Annotated in this window: 12 protein-coding genes; 3 read left to right on the top strand and 9 right to left on the bottom strand. The window is 66.6% G+C overall.

Annotation, left to right across the window (positions count from 1 at the left end; genetic code table 11):
- Positions 1-15: 15 nt before the first annotated feature.
- The 5 genes from acnA to ACYVGY_RS11385 all read right to left on the bottom strand — a co-directional run bounded on the left by acnA (position 16) and on the right by ACYVGY_RS11385 (position 5,587).
- Complete coding sequence (gene acnA / locus ACYVGY_RS11405; RefSeq protein ID WP_460457614.1) at positions 16-2,766, bottom strand: aconitate hydratase AcnA; 2,751 nt, start codon at positions 2,764-2,766, stop codon at positions 16-18.
- A 118-nt stretch (positions 2,767-2,884) separates the two neighbouring features.
- On the bottom strand, positions 2,885-3,496 hold the full coding sequence (hflD, locus tag ACYVGY_RS11400; protein ID WP_460457613.1) for a high frequency lysogenization protein HflD: 612 nt from the start codon (positions 3,494-3,496) through the stop codon (positions 2,885-2,887).
- A complete protein-coding gene (gene mnmA / locus ACYVGY_RS11395) occupies positions 3,493-4,656 on the bottom strand; it encodes a tRNA 2-thiouridine(34) synthase MnmA (RefSeq protein WP_460457612.1) in 1,164 nt (387 codons plus the stop codon). Before mnmA ends, hflD begins: the two co-directional genes overlap by 4 nt.
- Positions 4,653-5,120: an NUDIX hydrolase gene (locus tag ACYVGY_RS11390; RefSeq protein WP_460457611.1), complete on the bottom strand. Its 468-nt coding sequence runs from the start codon at positions 5,118-5,120 to the stop codon at positions 4,653-4,655. Before ACYVGY_RS11390 ends, mnmA begins: the two co-directional genes overlap by 4 nt.
- Positions 5,117-5,587 carry a hypothetical protein gene (locus tag ACYVGY_RS11385; RefSeq protein WP_460457610.1) on the bottom strand — a complete coding sequence of 157 codons (471 nt, stop codon included), beginning with the start codon at positions 5,585-5,587 and terminating at the stop codon, positions 5,117-5,119. The genes ACYVGY_RS11390 and ACYVGY_RS11385 overlap by 4 nt, the downstream gene beginning before the upstream one ends.
- Before the next feature lie 128 nt (positions 5,588-5,715).
- Between ACYVGY_RS11385 and clpS the strand changes: the two genes are divergently transcribed.
- Positions 5,716-6,042: an ATP-dependent Clp protease adapter ClpS gene (clpS, locus tag ACYVGY_RS11380; protein ID WP_460457609.1), complete on the top strand. Its 327-nt coding sequence runs from the start codon at positions 5,716-5,718 to the stop codon at positions 6,040-6,042.
- Between the two features lie 39 nt (positions 6,043-6,081).
- On the top strand, positions 6,082-8,358 hold the full coding sequence (gene clpA, locus ACYVGY_RS11375) for an ATP-dependent Clp protease ATP-binding subunit ClpA (RefSeq protein WP_460457608.1): 2,277 nt from the start codon (positions 6,082-6,084) through the stop codon (positions 8,356-8,358).
- A 128-nt stretch (positions 8,359-8,486) separates the two neighbouring features.
- Here the strand turns inward: clpA and infA are convergent, their stop codons facing one another.
- The 4 genes from infA to trxB all read right to left on the bottom strand — a co-directional run bounded on the left by infA (position 8,487) and on the right by trxB (position 11,715).
- A complete protein-coding gene (gene infA, locus ACYVGY_RS11370) occupies positions 8,487-8,705 on the bottom strand; it encodes a translation initiation factor IF-1 (RefSeq protein ID WP_460457607.1) in 219 nt (72 codons plus the stop codon).
- Positions 8,706-8,785: 80 nt separating this feature from the next.
- Entirely contained in the window at positions 8,786-9,529 is a 744-nt protein-coding gene (gene aat / locus ACYVGY_RS11365; RefSeq protein WP_460457606.1) for a leucyl/phenylalanyl-tRNA--protein transferase, read from the bottom strand.
- Positions 9,498-10,649 (bottom strand): GNAT family N-acetyltransferase, encoded by a 1,152-nt coding sequence (locus tag ACYVGY_RS11360; RefSeq protein WP_460457605.1) that lies wholly within the window; start codon positions 10,647-10,649, stop codon positions 9,498-9,500. The genes aat and ACYVGY_RS11360 overlap by 32 nt, the downstream gene beginning before the upstream one ends.
- 115 nt (positions 10,650-10,764) lie before the next feature.
- Positions 10,765-11,715, bottom strand: coding sequence for a thioredoxin-disulfide reductase (gene trxB / locus ACYVGY_RS11355; RefSeq protein ID WP_460457604.1), 951 nt, complete (start codon positions 11,713-11,715; stop codon positions 10,765-10,767).
- Between the two features lie 199 nt (positions 11,716-11,914).
- Here trxB and ACYVGY_RS11350 point away from each other — a divergent pair, with 199 nt between their 5' ends.
- Positions 11,915-14,248, top strand: a complete 2,334-nt coding sequence (locus tag ACYVGY_RS11350; RefSeq protein ID WP_460457647.1) for a DNA translocase FtsK — start codon at positions 11,915-11,917, stop codon at positions 14,246-14,248.
- Positions 14,249-14,267 lie beyond the last annotated feature (19 nt).

The following is a 14,267-nucleotide window of genomic DNA, read 5'->3' as shown; positions in this document are numbered from 1 at the left end:
TCCCACAGGTCCGGCTCAGGCGGTCTTGCGGCTCGCCAGCTGGCGCAGGACGTAGTGCAGGATGCCGCCGTGGCGGAAGTACTCGACTTCCTTCGGCGTCAGCAGCAGCACCTGCACCTGGAAGCGCAGCTCGGTGCCGTCCGCGCGCTTGGCGACGACGGTCGCCAGCTTGGCAGCGCCGTCCTCGAGGCCCGTGATCGAGATGATCTCGTCGCCCTTCAGGCCCAAGGTCTGGGCATTCTGGCCTTCCAGGAACTGGCAGGGCAGCACGCCCATGCCGACCAGGTTCGAGCGATGGATGCGTTCGAAGCTCTCGACCACCACTGCCTTGATGCCCAGCAGGTTGGTGCCCTTGGCCGCCCAGTCACGCGACGAACCGGTGCCGTATTCCTTGCCCGCGAACACCACCAGCGGCACGCCCTCGTCCTTGTACTTCATGGCCGCGTCGTAAATGGGCATTTTCTCGCCCGACGGGTAGTGCAGCGTGTTGCCACCTTCTTCGCCGCCCATCATCAGGTTCTTGATGCGGATGTTGGCGAAGGTGCCGCGCACCATCACGTCGTCATTGCCGCGACGCGAGCCGTAGCTGTTGAAGTCGGCCGGCTGCACGCCGCGTGCCTGCAGGAACTTGCCGGCAGGCGAGCTGGCCTTGATGTTGCCGGCCGGGCTGATGTGGTCGGTGGTGATGGAGTCGCCGAACAGACCCATGATGCGCGCACCGGCGATGTCGTCGATGGTGCCCACTTCCATGCGCATGCCGTCGAAGTAGGGCGGGTTCTTGATGTAGGTGGAGGCGTCATCCCAGGCGAACTTTGCGCCGTCCGGCGAAGCGATCTTGTTCCAGCGCGCGTCGCCGGCGAAGACGTTGGCGTAGTTGTGCTTGAACATCTCCGGGCCGACGGTCCGGGCGATGAAGTCGCCGATTTCCTTGTTGGTCGGCCAGATGTCCTTGAGGAACACCGGCTTGCCGTCACTGCCCGTGCCCAGCGGCTCGGTGGTCAGGTTGATGTCCACGGTGCCGGCGATGGCGTAGGCGACCACCAGCGGCGGCGAGGCCAGGTAGTTCATCTTCACTTCGGCGTGCACGCGGCCTTCGAAGTTGCGGTTGCCCGACAGCACCGAGGCCACGGCCAGATCATTCTGGGCGATGCCCTTGGACACGGCTTCCGGCAGCGGGCCGGAGTTGCCGATGCAGGTGGTGCAGCCGTAGCCAACCACGAAGAAGCCCAGCTTCTCCAGGTCGTCCAGCACGCCCGCCTTCTTGAGGTAGTCGGTGACCACCAGCGAGCCCGGGCCGAGCGAGGTCTTGACCCACGGCGCGGCGGTGAGGCCCTTGGCCACGGCGTTGCGCGCCAGCAGGCCCGCGCCCAGCATCACCGCCGGGTTGGAGGTGTTGGTGCACGAGGTGATGGCGGCGATGACGACCGAGCCGTCGGTAAGGTGATGGTCCTGGTCGTTGATGCGGATCGCCGAGCGCGGCTTGGCCGCCAGACGGTCGGCCTGCGGCTGCGCGCCGCCTTCAGCGTCCATCTTCGCCACTTCCCCGTTCTGCGGCTTGCGGTTGCCCGTGACCGAGGGAAGGCTGTCGTGGAAGTTCTTCTGCATGTCGCTCAGCAGCACGCGGTCCTGGGGACGCTTCGGGCCGGCCAGCGAGGGCAGCACTTCGGACATGTCCAGGCCCAGCACGGCGCTGTACTCGGCGTCCGGCTGGCCCGGCGTGCGCCACAGGCCCTGGGCCTGCGCATAGGCCTTGACCAGCGCGATCTGCGCTTCGTCGCGACCCGACAGGCGCAGATAGGTCAGCGATTCCTCGTCCACCGGGAAGATGCCGCAGGTGGCGCCGTACTCCGGGGCCATGTTGGAGATCGTGGCGCGGTCGGCCAGCGGCAGGTGGTCGAGACCTTCGCCGAAGAACTCAACGAACTTGCCCACCACGCCGTGCGAACGCAGCATCTGGGTGACGGTAAGCACCAGGTCGGTGGCGGTCGCGCCCTCGGGCAGTTTGCCGGTGAGCTTAAAGCCCACCACCTGCGGGATCAGCATCGAGCTGGGCTGGCCCAGCATGGCGGCCTCGGCCTCGATGCCACCGACGCCCCAGCCCAGCACGCCGATGCCGTTGATCATGGTGGTGTGCGAGTCGGTGCCGAACACGGTGTCCGGGAAGGCGTACTTCACGCCGTCGATGTCGCGCTCCATCACCACCCGCGCCAGATGCTCGAGGTTGACCTGGTGCACGATGCCGGTGTTGGGCGGCACCACCTTGAAGTTGTCGAAGGCCTTCTGGCCCCAGCGCAGGAAGCTGTAGCGCTCCTGGTTGCGTTCGAATTCGATCTTTCCGTTGAGGTCGAGCGCCTCGGCCTTGCCGAACACGTCCACCTGCACCGAGTGGTCGATGACCAGCTCGGACGGGATCAGCGGGTTGATCTGGTCGGCGTTGCCGCCGAGCTTGACCACGGCGTCGCGCATCGCGGCCAGGTCGACCACGCAGGGCACGCCGGTGAAGTCCTGCAGGACCACGCGGGCCGGCATGAAGGCGATCTCGGTGTCGGGATCGGCCTTGGCGTTCCAGTTGGCGACCGCCTCGATGTGCTGCTTGCCGACCGTCATGCCGCCGTCTTCGCAGCGCAGGAGGTTTTCGAGCAGGATCTTCATGGAGTAGGGCAGGCGGGCGAGGTTGAAGGCCTGGCCGAGCTTGCTGAGGCTGAAGATGGTGTAGGACGTGCCGTTGACGACCAGTTGGTCGCGAGTGGCGAAGGAGTCGCTCATGGACAGGCTCCGGACTTGGAAGAGGGGGCTGGAGTGGCGCGCAGGGCCGCCACGTCAGCCTCGTATTATGCCCCAAACCGTACCCCTCCGTCCGCTCAGCCGCCGGGCGGGCGCTCGCTCAGTGCCCGGCGTCGAGCCAGGCGCGGGCCGCTTGCACCATCGCGCGGCGGCCGAACAGGAAGTCCCAGTAGCTGCCGCCGAGCTGGCGCCACAGCACCGCGGCGCGCAGCGCGGCAAGCAGGGTGGCGCGCACCTCGCCGACCAGGTCCGGCTGGCCCAAATAGACAGGATTCCCCTGCACCAGCACGCGCGGACCCACCGGGCTGACTTCCTTGGCATATAGCTCGCCCAGGCGGGCCAGCACGGTGGCGTGGGTGGGTCCGAAATGCTCGCGTTGGCGATCGATGGCGACCAGGCCGTCGTGCACCGCCTGCGGCGCTTTGGCATGACGCATGAAGCTGCGTTCAAGGTGCAGGACGGTCATGGCCATGCGGGTGAGGGCCGGGTCGCGGCCGGCGCCGCCCTCGAGCTGGCCAATCAGGCGACGCAGGCCCGGGCCGAGCTTGTCGGCGCCGTCATAGACAGCCTGGGGTGACTCGGCGTCGAAGCGGAACAGGCTTTCGATACAGGCCGACAGCGGCTGCGATTCGGCTTCGCCGTTCTGCGCCATCTGTTGGACTAGCTGCACGGCTTGGAGCAGGCCGGCGAGGGCGAGGGCGCGATCCTTCATGCGTGGGGGGTCTTCATCTCGATCGTGGGAGCGTCGGTACGGGCGATGACGGCACCGCCCAGGCATTCGTCGCCACGGTACAGGACCAGTGACTGGCCGGGGGTGACCGCTCGCTGCGGAACCGCGAAGGCTACGGAAAGCGACCCGTCCGCGTCCACCCGTACTTCGCAGGCCTGGTCGGGCTGGCGGTAGCGGGTCTTGGCGGTGCAGGTGAATTCGGCGGCCGGCGCACTGTCGGCGATCCAGTGCGCCGGCTCGGTCCAGAGCCGGTTCGACTGCAGCCATGGGCTGTCACCGCCCTGGTCGACGACCAGCAGGTTGCGGGCGACGTCCTTGCCCACCACGAACCAGGGCGCCGCCGGTCGCCCGCGCACGCCGCCGATCTGCAGGCCTTCGCGTTGTCCCAGCGTGTAGTACCAGACGCCGGAATGCCGGCCGACCACGCTGCCGTCGACGCTGCGGATATCCCCGGGCTGCGCCGGCAGGTACTGGCCCAGGAACGTGCGGAAATCGCGCTCGCCGATGAAACAGATGCCGGTCGAGTCCTTCTTGGACGCCGTGGGCAGCCCCGCCTCGGCCGCCAGGCGCCGGACTTCGGCCTTGGGCAGGTCGCCGACCGGAAACAGGGTCGCGGCCAGCTGTTCCTGCCCGAGCTGGTGCAGGAAGTAGCTCTGGTCCTTGTCCTGGTCGACCCCGCGCAGCAGCTGCCAGCGCCCGTCGCGATGGGCGACGCGCGCGTAGTGGCCGGTGGCTATCTTCTCGGCGCCCAGCGAGCGCGCCTCGTCCAGGAAGGTCTTGAACTTGATCTCGCGATTGCACAGCACGTCCGGATTGGGCGTGCGGCCCGCACAGTATTCGGCCAGGAAGTGCTCGAACACGCCGGCCCAGTATTCCCGGGCGAAATTGCGGGCGTGGAAAGGAATATCCAGCCGGCCACAGATACCCAGCGCGTCGCGGCGATCCTCGTCGGCGCGGCAGCCCGTCTTCGCGTTCGAGGCCGGCGTTCCGTCGCTAGCGGGGTCTGGGTTGTCCTGGGCGTCGTCATCCCAGTTCTGCATGAACAGGCCGGCGATCGATTCGCCCTGGCGCTGCAGCAGCAAGGCGGCGACCGAGGAATCCACGCCGCCGGACATGCCGACGATGACGCGCGCCGGACTCATGCGGTGTGATTGAGCGCCTGAAGTGGAAAGCGGCGACCGCCCAGAAAGTCCTCGACCACCTGCCAAACGAGCGGGCTGCGATGGCGCGGGGCTTCGGCGGCCAGCTCGGCCGGGGTCAGCCACATCGCCTGGACGATGCCTTCGTCCAGGCGGCGGTCTTGATGATGGAGCAGGGGTTCAGCGGCGAAGGCCATGCGCAGGAAATGGCGTCCTTCGGCGCCGGGTGCCTTCCACTGGTAGGCACCGATGAAGGCCGTCAGCGTGACGTCCCAGCCGGTTTCTTCCAGGGTTTCACGACAGGCCGCCTGCAGCAGGGTCTCGTCGGGTTCCAGGTGCCCGGCGGGCTGGTTGATCACAAGCTCGCCGCGCACCTGTTCCTCGACCACCAGCAGCCGGCCGTCCCGCACCACAACCGTGGCTACGGTGACGTCCGGCTGCCAAAAGCGACCGCTGCGATAACTCAAAGATCGTCCTTGCCCGTCACGTCCAGCTCGAGCTTGTCCGCGGACAGGGCGGTCAGGTCGATGGCCTGGTCAAGGGCGTCGGCGCTGGCGTCGGCCGGGATCTTGGTGACGAACATCGCCACCCGTTCCTGCTTGACCCAGCTGCCCAGGATCAGCGTGTTGCTGCGGGCCAGCAGGTCGTTGGCGATCGCCGCCGGGAACATGTCGGTGGTCGACTGGTAGCCCGGCGACCAGATCTCGCGGATCCGGAACTGGCCGGTGTCGGACACGACCGAGCGGACCCAAACCAGCTGGGTGCGGTCGTTCTCAAGGCGCACAACGATCTGGTAGTCACCGTCGTCGTCGATCTTGAACGGGGTGCCCTTGGCCTCGAGGGCGGCTTTGACCACCGGGTCGGGATCGGCCGCGTGGGCCGCGAAGGGAAGGGCGAGCAAGACAGCAGCAAGACAAACGGTGCGCAAGATCATGGGCTTTCCTCTGTTTGATTGGACGCCGGCCAGCCGGCCTGGGCATTGTCGGCTCAAATCATGGCCGGCGTCCACGTTCAGTGAAGGCCTTGCCCACGCGCCCGCCCGCCCCGATTTATACTTCGCCCATGGCCCAAGACCCACACCCCGAACACGAACACCAGCGCGGCATGGCCGTCGAGGCCTCGCGGCCCGAAGTTATGCGCCCGCCGCTATACCAAGTCCTGCTGATGAACGATGACTTCACGCCCATGGATTTCGTGGTGGAAGTCCTGCAGACCTTCTTCGTCATGAATCGCGAGAAAGCCACCCAGGTCATGCTCCAGGTCCACACCCGGGGCAAGGGCGTTTGCGGTGTCTACACACGCGAAGTGGCTGAATCGAAGGTGACGCAAGTCAACGACTTTTCCCGGGAACACCAGCACCCCCTGTTGTGCACCATGGAAAAGACCTAGGCTGGCCCCATATCGGAGCAAACGTTCCGGAGACGCCAAATGTTCAGCAAGGATCTCGAGTACACCATCGGCCAGTGCTACAAGCAGGCCCGCGAAGCCCGCCATGAGTTCATGACGGTCGAACACCTGCTGCTGGCACTGCTGGACAACCCCTCGGCGGCCGGCGTGCTCAAGGCCTGCGGCGCCGACCAGCCCAAGCTGGCGACCGGCCTGCGGCAGATCATCGCCGATACCGTGCCGGTGCTACCCACCGACGACCCGCGCGACACCCAGCCCACGCTGGGTTTCCAGCGCGTGCTGCAGCGTGCGGTCTACCACGTGCAGTCCTCGGGCAAGAAGGAAGTCACCGGCGCCAACGTGCTGGTGGCTATCTTCGGCGAGAAAGACTCGCATGCGGTGTACTTCCTCAACCAGCAGGAAATAACCCGTCTCGACGTGGTCAATTACCTCTCGCACGGCATCGCCAAGATTGGCGACGGGCCCGAGGACAAGCCGGCGCCCGAAGCCAAGCCCGAGGGCGAGGAGAACGCTGAGCCCAAGGGCAACCCGCTGCAGGAATTCGCCGCCAACCTCAACGAGCTGGCGAAGGAAGGCAAGATTGATCCGCTGATCGGCCGCGAGGACGAAGTGGAGCGCACGATCCAGGTGCTCTGCCGCCGCCGCAAGAACAACCCGCTCTACGTCGGCGAAGCCGGCGTCGGCAAGACCGCCCTGGCCGAGGGTCTGGCCTGGCGCATCGTCGAGGGCAAGGTGCCGGAGGTGCTCAAGGACGCGGTCATTTACTCGCTCGATCTGGGCGCGCTGGTGGCTGGCACCAAGTACCGCGGCGACTTCGAGAAGCGGCTCAAGGCTGTGATCAACCAGATCAAGAAGGAGCCGGGTGCGATCCTGTTCGTGGACGAGATCCACACCATCATCGGTGCGGGCTCCGCGTCGGGCGGCACCATGGACGCCTCGAACCTGATCAAGCCGGTGCTCCAGAACGGCGAGCTGCGCTGCATTGGCTCCACCACGTTCCAGGAGTACCGCGGCGTATTCGAGAAGGATCGCGCGCTGGCCCGTCGCTTCCAGAAGATCGACGTGGTCGAGCCGACCATCGCCGAGACCGTGGCCATCCTCAACGGGCTCAAGACCCGCTTCGAGGCCCACCACGACGTGGAATACGCTTCTGACGCCATCCAGGCGGCGGTGGATCTGTCGGTCAAGCACATCAACGACCGCCTGCTGCCCGACAAGGCCATCGACGTGATCGACGAGGCCGGTGCCCGCCAGCGTCTGCTCGATCAGGACAAGCGCAAGAAGATCGTGGACGTCGAGGAAATCGAGTTGATCGTGTCCAAGATGGCGCGCATCCCGACCAAGCAGGTCAGCGCCTCCGACAAGGACGTGCTGCAAAATCTCGAGCGCAATCTCAAGATGGTCATCTTCGGCCAGGATCCGTCCATCGAAACCCTGGTCTCGGCGATCAAGCTCGCGCGCTCGGGCCTGTCCAGCCCCGACAAGCCGATCGGCAACTTCCTGTTCGCCGGTCCGACGGGCGTGGGCAAGACCGAAGTCACCAAGCAGCTGGCGATGCAGTTGGGCATCGAGCTGGTGCGCTTTGACATGTCCGAGTACATGGAATCGCATTCGGTCAGCCGCCTCATTGGTGCGCCTCCGGGCTATGTCGGCTTCGACCAGGGCGGCCTGCTGACCGAGAAGATCGTCAAGACGCCGCACTGCGTGCTGCTGCTCGACGAGATCGAGAAGGCGCATCCGGACGTGTTCAACATCCTGCTGCAGGTTATGGACCGCGGCGTGTTGACCGACACCAATGGCCGGGAAGCGAACTTCCGCAACGTGGTGCTGGTGATGACCACCAATGCCGGCGCCTCGCAGGCGGCGCGCCGCACCATGGGCTTCGTCGAGCAAAACCACACCAGTGACGCGATGGAGGTCATCCGCAAGGCCTTCACCCCGGAGTTCCGCAACCGCCTGGACGCCATCATCCAGTTCGGCGCGCTGGGCATCGACCACATCCTTCGGGTGGTGGACAAGTTCCTGATCGAACTCGAGACCCAGCTGCACGAGAAGCACGTGAGCCTGTCGGCCACGCCCGCGGCGCGGCAGTGGCTGGCCGAGCACGGCTTCGACCCGCAGATGGGTGCCCGCCCGATGTCGCGCCTGCTGCAGGACAAGATCAAGCGGCCGCTGGCGGACGAACTGCTGTTCGGCGTACTGGTCAACGGCGGCAAGGCGACGGTGGACGTGCGCGACGGCGACCTGGTCGTTGATGCCCAGGCTGAGCCGGAAAAGCTGCTGCCCGCCACGGTCTGAGCCTGTAGGAGGGCCTTCAGGCCCGAAGCTTTTCGCGAAAAGCTTCGGGCCTGAAGGCCCTCCTACAGGAAGGCGGCGCAACGAAAACGGCGGCCATTGGCCGCCGTTTTCGTTGCAGGCACCACCGCTTACTTCATGCGGTAGGTGATGCGGCCCTTGGTGAGGTCGTAGGGAGTCATCTCGACCTTGACCTTGTCGCCGGTGAGGATGCGGATGTAGTTCTTGCGCATGCGGCCGGAGATATGGGCGGTGATGACGTGGCTGTTCTCGAGCTTGACCCGGAACATGGTGTTCGGAAGGGTCTCGAGCACCGTGCCTTCGAATTCGATGGAATCGTCTTTGGACATTCTTGGTTTCGCTGGACGGGGAAGCCGGCCTTGGAAGCCGCGTATTCTGCCATGGCCTTGCCGCGCTTGCAAAAAATTGGTTAATCGCCGCCGCCAGCCAAATGGGAGGCCGGGAATTCCGGCGTGCCCGGCGCCCAGAGGCCGGGCGGGGTCGGCATCGCCACCGATTGCGCCACCTGCGCCAGGAAGGCAGGGCGCGGCAGCCGGCGACCCCCGAGCGAGACCAGGTGCGGATTCTCGACCTGAGCGTCGAGCAGCGGACAGCCCGCGTCGGCCAGGTGCCGGCACAGGCCCGCCAGGGCCGCCTTCGAGCCACCGGGGACAGCGCTGAACATACTTTCCCCGAAGAACATCCGGCCAACGCCGACGCCGTAGATGCCCCCGACCAGGGCCGCGCCCTCGAATACCTCGACCGAATGGGCATGGCCCAGGCGATGCAGTTCCCGGTAGGCCTGGGCCATCGCGGGCGTGATCCAGGTGCCGTCCTGGCCCGGACGAGGCTGGGCGGCGCAAGCGGCGATGACCTGGTCAAAGGCGCTGTCAACGCGGATGACCCAGCCGCTGCTGCGCAGGCTGCGCCGGAAGCGCGAGGCCAGCCGGAAGCGGGCGGTGTCGAACACCATGCGTGGGTCCGGACACCACCACAGGATCGGCTCGCCTTCGGAGTACCACGGGAAAATGCCCTGCCGGTAGGCATTGAGCAGCCGGGTGGGCGACAGGTCGCCACCCATCGCCAGCAGCCCGTTCGGTTCCCGTCGCGCGCCCGCGGCAGGCGGGAAGGGCGCCTCGGGATCAACCGGCAGCAGGGGCAGGCGGATCGGCATCGCGATACGGACTGTGGGCCAGGACGGCCTGGCGATAGCTGCGCGTGCCGGCCTGCTCCTGGCGGCACCATTCTCCGATGGCGCGCGCGAACTCCGGGTCCGCCAGCCAGTGGTGGCTGCGGGTGGCTACCGGCAGGAAACCCCGGGCGATCTTGTGCTCGCCCTGGGCGCCGGGCTCGAACACCTGCAGGCCTTCGCGCAGGCAGTAATCAATGCCCTGGTAGTAACAGGTCTCGAAATGCAGGCCAGGCGCCGGCACCGCTTCGCTGCTGCCCCAGTAGCGCCCGTACAGGGTGTCGCCGCCGCGAAGACACATCGCGCCGGCCACGGTTTCGCCCTCGCGCTCGGCCAGGAACAGCACCAGCTGCCGCGGCATCGTCGCCACGAGGTGCTGGAAGAACGCCAGCGTCAGCGCCGGCTGGTTGCCATAGTCGGCGAAGGTGCGGCAGTAGAAGAAATGCATCGCCGCCAGGTCGTCCTCGCTGGCCTCGTCGCCGTGCACCGTGCGGAAGGTGTAGCCCGCGCGCAGCACCTTGTCGCGCTCCTGGCGCAGGTTCTTGCGCTTCTTGGGCTGCAGCGCCGCCAGGAAGGCATCGAAGTCGGGCCAGCCGCGGTTGTGCCAGTGGAACTGGACGTCCTCGCGCGCCAGCCAGTCGTCGCCGAAGGCCGGCGCTTCGTCCTCGAGGTGGAAATTGACGTGGATCGAGGACAGGCCATCCCGGCGCGCCTGGTCGCAAAGCGCTTCGAGCAGGTGCCGGCGGTCGGCGCCGTCGCGCGCAAGCAGCCGCGGTCCGGTGACCGGCGAGTAAGGCACGCCGACCAGCCATTTCGGGAAGTAGTCGCGGCCAAAGCGGGCGTAGGCATTGGCCCAGGCGTGGTCGAACACGAATTCGCCGTGGGAGTTGGTCTTGAGGTAGGCCGGCGCCGCGGCGACCAGTTCACCGTCGCGCCACAGCGTGGCGTGGCGCGGGGTCCAGCCCCAGCGCGGCCGCAGGCAGCCCTCGCGCTCCAGGCCTGACAGGAAGGCATGTTGCAGGAAGGGATTGGCCCGGTCGTGCAGGGCGTCCCAGGCCGGCGCTGGAATCTCGTCGAGGGCGGCGTGCAGGCGCAGTTGAGGCATGGACGGACCTTAGCGCGCAGGGCGTGAGCGGCAACGGTAGGAGGGCCTTCAGGCCCGAAGCTTTTGGGGGAAGAGCTTCGGGCCTGAAGGCCCTCCTACAGTCTTTCTGCCGGCGTTATTCCTTGTCGAGGAACTTCTCGGCGTCCAGCGCCGCCATGCAGCCGAAGCCGGCCGAGGTGATGGCCTGGCGGTAGACCTGGTCAGCGACATCGCCCGCGGCGAACACGCCCGGCACCGAGGTGGCGGTGGCATTGCCGTCCAGGCCGGACTTGATGGTCAGGTAGCCGTTGCGCATCTCAAGCTGGCCCTCGAACAGCGAGGTATTGGGCGTGTGCCCGATCGCCACGAAGAAGCCCTGCACCGCAATCTCGCGGGTGGACTCGTCCTTGGTCGAGCGGATGCGCATGCCGGTGACGCCGCTGTCGTCGCCCAGCACCTCGTCCACCGCATGGTCCCAGATGATCTCGACCTTGCCGGCCTGGGCCTTGGCGAACAGCTTGTCCTGCAGGATTTTCTCCGAGCGCAGCTTGTCGCGGCGGTGCACCAGATAGACCTTGCGGGCGATGTTGGACAGGTACAGCGCTTCTTCGACCGCCGTGTTGCCGCCGCCGATCACCGCCACGTCCTGGTCGCGGAAGAAGAAACCGTCGCAGGTGGCGCAGGCCGACACGCCCTTGCCCATGAAGCGGGTCTCGGACTCGATGCCCAGGTACTTAGCGCTGGCGCCGGTGGCGATCACCAGGCCGTCCGCGGTGTACTCGCCGCTGTCGCCTACGAGGTGGAACGGACGGCGGCTCAGGTCCACGGTGTGGATGTGGTCGAAGATGATCTCGGTCTCGAAGCGCTCGGCATGGGCCTGCATCCGCGTCATCAGGTCCGGGCCCAGCAGGCCGTGGGCATCGCCCGGCCAGTTGTCGACTTCCGTGGTGGTCATCAGCTGGCCGCCCTGCTGCAGGCCGGTGACCAGCACGGGCTTGAGGTTTGCGCGTGCTGCGTAGACGGCGGCGGAGTAGCCGGCAGGGCCGGAACCGAGGATGAGCAGGCGGCAGTGCTTAGGGGCGGTCATGTATTATTCTTCGTCCGTTGAAGGGGCGGCGCGGCGGCGGGACCGGTTTTCCGGTGGCCTTCGCGTAGACAACTAGCTTGGCGTCCGAGGCAGGGCAAATCAAGCCAAGCCCGGGTCCCGCTATGTTGCGCCCGAGCCCCGTGAAGATACGGGCTTGTCGGTGTGAATTACTGTATAAACAGCCATCTATAAAGGTTTCCTGAGGTCTTTTCTCTCAGTGGCGCGATCCCCAGACCGTAGCACCACCGCCGGCCTCGACCGCCGCCAGAAACTCTGGCGCGAGCTCGCGTTGGTGGCCATTTCTCCGCTGCTGCTCTATTTGCTGGCCAGCCTGCTCAGCTACCACACGGATGATCCGGGCTGGTCGCGCACCGGCAGCGTCGCCGGGCCGCTCAATAATTTCGGCGGGGTGGTCGGCGCCAAGCTGGCCGATCTGGCCTTCTGGTTCTTCGGCTACGTGGCCTACACCATTCCGGTGGTGTTGGGCGGCATCGCCTGGATCGCCCTGTTCGGGCTTGATTCCGACGGCGACGGCCGCGTGGATTTCGGCCCGGCCCTGCGCCTGATCGGCATCGTCGGTTTCCTGGTCAGCGCCTGCGGGCTGGCACACACCCTGGGCGGCTCGGCCCCGAGCCTGCCGGCCGCGTCCGGCGGTCTGTTGGGCGATATTGTCGGCTCGTCCATGCGCAGCGTGTTCGGCGGCATGGGCGGCAACCTGTTCCTGCTGGCGCTGGTGCTGATGTCGGTCACGCTGTCGACCGGCCTGAGCTGGTTCGCGCTGATGGACTGGATCGGTGGCAAGGTGCTGGTGCTGTATGGCCGCCTCGGCAAGGGCACCCGCCAGGCGGCGGAGTGGCAGCGCGCCCGGGTGATGCGCGAGGAGCGCGAGGAGGTGCGCAAGGTCGAGACGGTCAAGCGCGCCAAGCGCGAGCCGGTCTATATCGAGCCGCCGCCCAAGCCCGTGATCGAGAAATCCGAGCGCGCCCAGCGCGAGCAGCAGATCCCGCTGTTCAACGCCGGCGGCGGCGAAGGCCTGCCGCCGCTGTCGCTGCTGGACGATCCCAAGGAGCAGCCCAAGGGCTATTCCGAGGAAACCCTGGAAACGCTATCGCGCCAGATCGAATTCAAGCTCAAGGACTTCCGGGTTGAAGTGCAGGTGATGGGCGCCTATCCGGGTCCGGTGATCACCCGCTTCGAGCTGGAGCCGGCGCCGGGCGTCAAGGGCAGCCAGATCAGTTCGCTCGACAAGGACATCGCCCGCGGCCTGAGCGTGAAGTCGGTGCGCGTGGTGGACGTGATTCCGGGCAAGTCGGTGGTGGGCCTGGAAATCCCGAACTCGCACCGCGAGATGATCTATCTCAGCGAGATCCTGCGCTCGAAGGAATACGACAAGGTCAATTCGCCGCTGGCGATGGCCCTGGGCAAGGACATCGCCGGCCGCCCGATCGTGGTGGACCTGGCGCGCATGCCGCATCTGCTGGTCGCCGGTACCACCGGCTCGGGTAAGTCAGTCGGCGTCAACGCCATGGTGCTGAGCCTGCTGTACAAGGCCACCGCCAAGGAAGTGCGGATGCTGATGATCGACCCGAAGATGCTCGAGCTTTCGGTCTATCAGGGCATCCCTCATCTGCTGGCGCCCGTGGTCACCGACATGAAGGAGGCCGCGAATGGCCTTCGCTGGTGCGTGGCCGAGATGGAGCGCCGCTACAAACTGATGAGCGCGGTCGGCGTGCGCAACCTGGCCGGTTTCAACCGCAAGGTCAAAGACGCCCGTGACGCCGGCCAGCCGCTGATGGATCCGCTGTTCCGCCCGAACCCGGACCTGGGCGAGGCGCCGCGACCGTTGGAGGAGCTGCCTTTCATCGTCGTGTTCATCGACGAATTCGCCGACATGATGATGATCGTCGGCAAGAAGGTGGAGGAGCTGATTGCGCGTTTGGCGCAGAAAGCCCGCGCCGCCGGCATCCATCTGATCCTGGCGACGCAGCGGCCTTCGGTGGACGTGATCACCGGCTTGATCAAGGCCAATATTCCCACCCGTATCGCCTTCCAGGTCTCGAGCAAGATCGATTCGCGCACGATCCTGGATCAGTCCGGTGCGGAGGCCCTGCTCGGCAACGGCGACATGCTCTACCTGCCGCCCGGCACCGCCATGCCCGAGCGCGTGCACGGCGCCTTCGTCAGCGACGACGAAGTCCATCGCGTGGTGGCCCACCTGCGCCAGAACGGCGGCGGCCCGGACTACATCGAGGGCGTGCTGGAGGAAGTGCAGACCATGGGCGACGGCGTGGTGGTCGGCCCCGGTGGCCTGCCCGAGTCGAGCAGCTCGGGCGACGAATCCGACCCGCTCTACGACGAAGCGGTCAAAGTGGTCACCGAAACCCGCCGCGCTTCGATCTCCGGCGTCCAGCGTCGCCTGAAGATCGGCTACAACCGCGCCGCCCGCCTGGTCGAGGCGATGGAAGCCGCCGGCGTCGTGTCGGGCCCCGAACACAACGGCGACCGCACCGTCCTGGCACCGCCGCCGCGCTGAACCGCGGCTGGCCGGCCCC

It is taken from the genome of Arenimonas alkanexedens (assembly GCF_054781355.1).
This window is presented reverse-complemented; position numbering and strand designations above follow the sequence as displayed.